This is a genomic window from Kitasatospora phosalacinea (genome assembly GCF_000716545.1).
In the GTDB taxonomy this organism is placed as follows: Bacteria; Actinomycetota; Actinomycetes; order Streptomycetales; family Streptomycetaceae; genus Kitasatospora; species Kitasatospora phosalacinea.
Map to the genome: position 1 here is coordinate 1 of NZ_JNWZ01000129.1, position 5,112 is coordinate 5,112.

The 5,112-nt window shown below is 78.9% G+C and carries 2 protein-coding genes; both read right to left on the reverse strand.

Going from position 1 to position 5,112, the window contains the following annotated elements:
- Window positions 1–133: 133 nt before the first annotated feature.
- Entirely contained in the window at window positions 134–3,421 is a 3,288-nt protein-coding gene (locus tag OO48_RS33560) for a non-ribosomal peptide synthetase (protein WP_033223333.1), read from the reverse strand.
- Window positions 3,414–5,112 (reverse strand): condensation domain-containing protein (locus OO48_RS33565; protein ID WP_245194919.1); only part of this gene is annotated, 1,699 nt, incomplete at its 5' end. The genes OO48_RS33565 and OO48_RS33560, both read right to left, overlap by 8 nt.

The window sequence follows — 5,112 nt, forward strand, 5'->3', positions numbered from 1 at the left end:
GGGGGCGTCGGGGGTGACGGGGGCGGCGGGAGTGGTGGTCATGCGGCCGGGGCGCCTTCCTGGAGCGGTGCGCGTACTTCGCGGACGGCGGGGGTGGGGTGGGTGGTGCGCGGCCGGGGTCACGCGGCCGGGGTCACGCGGTCGGGGCGTCCTCGTCGATCAGGGCCCGCACCTCGTCCTCGCTGAGCGCGTCGATCTCCGCGAGCAGCAGTTCCTCGACGGCGGCGGCCGTGCCGGCGACCGTCGGCGAGGTGAACAGCACCCGCACCGGGAGGTCGAGTTCGAGTGCGGCGCGCAGCCGGGCCAGCACCCGGACGGCGAGCAGCGAGTGGCCGCCGAGCGCGAAGAAGTCGTCGTGCGCGCCGAGCCGGTCCACGTCCAGCCCCAGCACCTCGGACCAGACCTCGGCGACCAGCAGTTCGGCGTCCGTGGCCGGCGCGACCCGCTCGGTGGCGGCGGCCGGTGTGGTGGCGGGGGAGGGCAGGGCGGCCCGGTCGAGCTTGCCGCGGACGGTCAGCGGCAGCCGCTCCAGCGGCAGGCAGACGTCCGGGACGAGGTGCGCGGGCAGCACCGCGCGCAGCCGGTGGCGCAGCTCCTCGCCGTGCGGCGGGCGCCCGGCGTCGGCGGGCACCACCCAGGCGGCCAGCAGCTGCCGCCCGGCCTCGTCGTGCAGGTCCACCACGGCCTGCGCGACGTCCGGCTGCGCCAGCAGCGCGGCCTCCACCTCGGCGGGCTCCACCCGGTACCCGCGCACCTTGAGCTGGCGGTCGCGGCGGCCCAGGAACTCCAGCGAGCCGTCCGGCCGCAGCCGGGCCAGGTCGCCGGTGCGGTACATCCGGCCGCCGGTGAACGGGTCCGCGGCGAACCGCTCCGCCGTCAGCTCGGGCCGGCCCAGGTAGCCGTCGGCGAGGCCGTCCCCGCCCAGCCACAGCTCGCCGGGGACCCCCGACGGCACCGGGCGGCCGCCGTCGTCCAGCAGGTGGGCGACGGTCGCGGCGATCGGCCGGCCGATGCCCGGGCGGACGACCGCGTCGGTGGGGCCCAGTCGGCAGGCGGTGGCGATCACCGCCGCCTCGGTCGGACCGTAGGTGTTCCACAGCTCGACGCGGTCGCCGAAGCGGTCGCGCCAGGCCGCGACCGAGGCCGGGGCGACCTGGTCGCCGCCCAGCACCACCGCGCGCAGCGCCGGGGGCCACGGGACGGCCGGGCCGGCCGCGACCAGCTCCTGCCAGTACGCCGTCGGCAGGTCGAGCACCGTCAGCGAGCGGCCCTGCGGACCGCCCAGCCAGTCCGGGAGCTCGGCGGACGGCACCGGCAGCAGGACCACCTCCGCGCCGTGCGCGAGCGCGGGGAAGACCTCCTCCACGTGCGTGTCGAACCCGAGCGAGGCGAACTGCAGCACCCGCTCGCCGGGGCCCAGTCCGTACGCCGCGCCCATCCAGCGCACCCGGGCGAGCAGCGCCCGGTGCGGGACGGCCACCGCCTTCGGCTCGCCGGTGGAGCCGGAGGTGTACAGCACGTAGGCGGGGTCGGCGGGCGACGGGGGATCGAACGCGCCTTCACCGGAGGGTTGTTGGGGGCCGTCGAGCGAGGCGGGACGGGGAGTGGGAGTGGCGGGGTCGGCGGGCGACGGGGGATCGAACGCGCCTTGCCCGTCCGGGAGCGGGGCGAGGCGGGCGGTGGGCAGGTCGGTGTCGGTGTCGGGGACGCCCGGGGCGGCCAGAACGGCGGTGGCGCCCGCGCCGTGCAGCATGGCGCGCAGGCGGGGCGCGGGGAGGGCCGGGTCCAGCGGGAGGTAGGCGCAGCCGGCCAGCAGGACGCCCAGCATGCCGGTCAGCAGCTCGGCGGAGCGGGTGCCGAGCAGCCCGACCGGTGTGCGCGGGAGCGCTCCCACCGTGCGGACGGCGGCCTCCGCCCGGCGCGCTCCGGCGAGCAACTCCCGGTAGCTGAAGGACCGCTCGCCGTCCCGGAGGGCGACCGCGTCCGGCGTCGCGGCGGCCTGCCGCAGCAGCAGGTCGAGCACCGTCTCGGGGTCGTCCGGCACGCCGTCCGGGCCGCGCAGCAGTGCGCCCTCCTCGTCCGGGGAGAGCAGGGAGAGCGCGGTGACCGGCAGCTCGGGCTCGGCGAGGGCGTTGCGGGCCAGGACCGGCAGGCGGTCCAGCAGGGCCTGTGCGGCGGCGGCGTCCAGCACCGCGGGGTCGTACGCCAGCAGCAGGTGCAGCCCGCCGCCGGCGGCCGGCCAGGCGTCCAGCGAGGTGTCGAAGGGCGTCGGCGCGGGCAGGCCGGGCAGCGCGTCCACCCGGAGCGGGCCGGCGCCGTCGGACGGGTCGGGCGCGGCCGACTCGGTGTGCAGGTTGAACCAGTGCCGGAACAGCTGCCGCTGGCCCTCCCCGCGCGCCGTGCCCAGCTCGCCCAGCAGCCGCTCGTACGGGACCTGAGGGTGCGAGAGCGCGCCCGTGACGGTGGCCCGGGTGCGCTCCAGCAGGGCGGCGAAACCGGCCTCGCCGCCGAGGTCGGCGCGCAGCGGCAGCACGGCCGTGAAGCAGCCCACCAGGTGCTCGTCCGCACGGCGCTCGCGCCCGGCCGTCGGCGCGCCCACCACCAGGTCCAGCTGCCCGGTGTGCCGGCCCACCAGCAGCTGGTACAGCGCCAGCCAGGCCATGAACGGGGTGCAGGAGTGCCGCCGGGCGAAACCCTCGACCGCGGCCGCCGAGGCCGCGTCGACCTCCGCCCGCACCCAGTGCGCCCGACCGTCCGCCGGAGCGGCGGGACGCGGCGGCGGGGTGCCCGGCGGCAGGCCCCGGCCGGGCGGGGCGGCGAGCTCGGCCGCCCAGTACGCGGCCGCCCGGTCCGCCGCCGGGCCCTCCGCCCGGGCCCGCTGCCACATCACGTGGTCGCCGAACCCGCCCGGCAGCGGCGGCAGTTCCGGCTCCCGCCCGTCCGCCGCCGCCCGGTGCGCGGCCAGCAGCTCGTCCAGCAGCAGCCGGATCGACCAGCCGTCCGACACCAGGTGGTGCGCGGCCAGCAGCAGCACGTGCGCCCACTCGCCCGTCCGGTACAGCTCGACCCGCAGCAGCGGCCCCCGCGCCGTCGCGTACGGCCGCCCGCCGCACGCCTCGGCCAGGCGCAGCGCGGCCGCCTCCGGGTCCGGCTCGGCCCGCAGGTCGTGCAGCGGGACGGGCACCTCGACCCGGTCGGCGACCCGCTGCACGGGCACGCCGTCGACCTCCGCGAACGACGTCCGCAGCGGCTCGTGCCGGGCCACCACGGCGGCCACCGCCCGGCGGAACGCCTCCGGGTCGAGCGGGCCGGTCAGCCGGCGCAGGGTGACCAGGTTCTCCGAGACGTCCGACGGGTCCAGCCGCTGGAGGAACCACATCCGCTGCTGGCCCGGCGTCAGCGGGTACTCGCGCTCAGACATGCTGCTGCTCCTCGGTGAGACGGGCCAGCACGGCGCCGAAGCCGGCCGGGGTGGGGGACTCGAAGAACGCCGAGGCCGGGACGTCCACGCCGAACCGCTCGGCGATCCGGGCGGCGATCCGCACCACGGCGAGCGAATCCCCGCCGTGCGCGAACAGGTCGTCGTGGTCGCCGACCTCCGCCAGGCCCAGGACCTCCCCCCACAGCGCGCGCAGCTCCGCGACCGGGCCCGCGGCTCCGCCCGCCGCCGGGCGGGCCCGCGGGGCCGGACGGGACGGCGCCGGCGAAGCGGGCGGACGCCAGGGCCCGGCCGTCCGGACACCGCTCAGCGCGGCCTCCGGACGGTCGGCCAGCGCCGCCAGCAACTCGGCCAGCGCGTCCGCGAACCCCGCCACCGCGGAACGGGCGAACCGCTCGCACGGGTACGTCAGCACCAGCTCCGCGCCCTCCGGCCCGACCCCCGCCGCCAGCACCAGGTCGTACCCGGTGCCGTCGACCTCCTGCCCCCACGGCGCGGCGTCCAGGTTCGGACCCCATCCCGGGCCCGGGCCGCCCGCCGCGACCTCCGTGCGCTCCACGAACAGCACCTGGAACAGCGGGTGCACCCCCGGCGCGCGGCGCGGGGCCACCGCCGAGACGATCCGGTCGAACGGTGCCGCCTGCGCCAGCCCCGCCGCCAGCGCCTCCCGCACCCGGGGCGCGAACGAACGGAACGCCGGATCGTCCGCCAGCGACACCCGCAGCGGCAGCAGATCCGTGAAGCACCCCACCACGGCGTCCAGTTCGGGGTGCGGACGACCGCCCGACACCACCCCCACCGTCACCTCCCGGCGCCCCGCGCACCGCGCCAGCACCACCAGGAACCCGGCCAGCAGCACGGTGTGCCCCGTCAGCCGCGCCCCGTCGCCGACCCCCCGCAGCCGCTCCACCACCGCGCCGGGCACCCGGACGGAGACCGTCGCGGTACGGCGGCCGCCACCGCCGCCGGGAGCCTTCGGGGCCGCCAGGCCGAGCTCCAGCACCGGGGGCGCGCCGTCCAGCAGGTGCCGCCAGTACGCCAGGCGCTCCGGCAGGACGCGGTCCAGCCGGGAGCGGGACCAGGCCGCGTAGTCCGCGTACTGCGGGCGGTCGTCCGGCGACGGCGCGCCGTCCGGGGCCGGGGCGTCGCCGGCGCGGTACGCCGCCGCCAGCTCGGCGGTCAGCAGCTCCGCCGAGCGGGCGTCCGCCGCGATGTGGTGGCACACCAGCAGCAGCCGGTGCCGGTCGGCGGCCAGCCGCAGCACCGTCAACCGCAGCATCGGCCCCGCCGCCAGGTCGAAACGGTGCCCGCCCGCCTCCACGGCCAGGGCGGCGGCCAGCGCCTCGCGCTCCGGCTCCGGCGCGAAGGAGAGGTCCAGCAGGTCGATCAGGGAGGCGGACCGGCCGGGCGGCAGCGGGGCCTCGGGGCGGAGCTGGACGGGCTCCCCGTCGACCTCCGCGTAGCGCGTCCGCAGGACCGGGTGCCGGTCGACCACCACCGCGAGCGCGGCCGTCAACCGGTCCAGGTCCAGCGGGCCGTCCAGCGCCAGGCCCGCCGTCACCGGCGGCGAGGCGGCCGGGCCGCCGATCCGCTCCGCCAGCCACAGCCGGCGCTGCTCCGCCGAGCACACCACCGGACGGCCGTCCCGCGGCAGCCGGGGCACGCCCCGGCCC

Coding starts and splice junctions, on each gene's coding strand:
- OO48_RS33560 (WP_033223333.1), bottom strand. CDS start 3,421: ATGTCTGAGCGCGAGTACCCGCTGACGCCGGGCCAGCAGCGGATGTGG.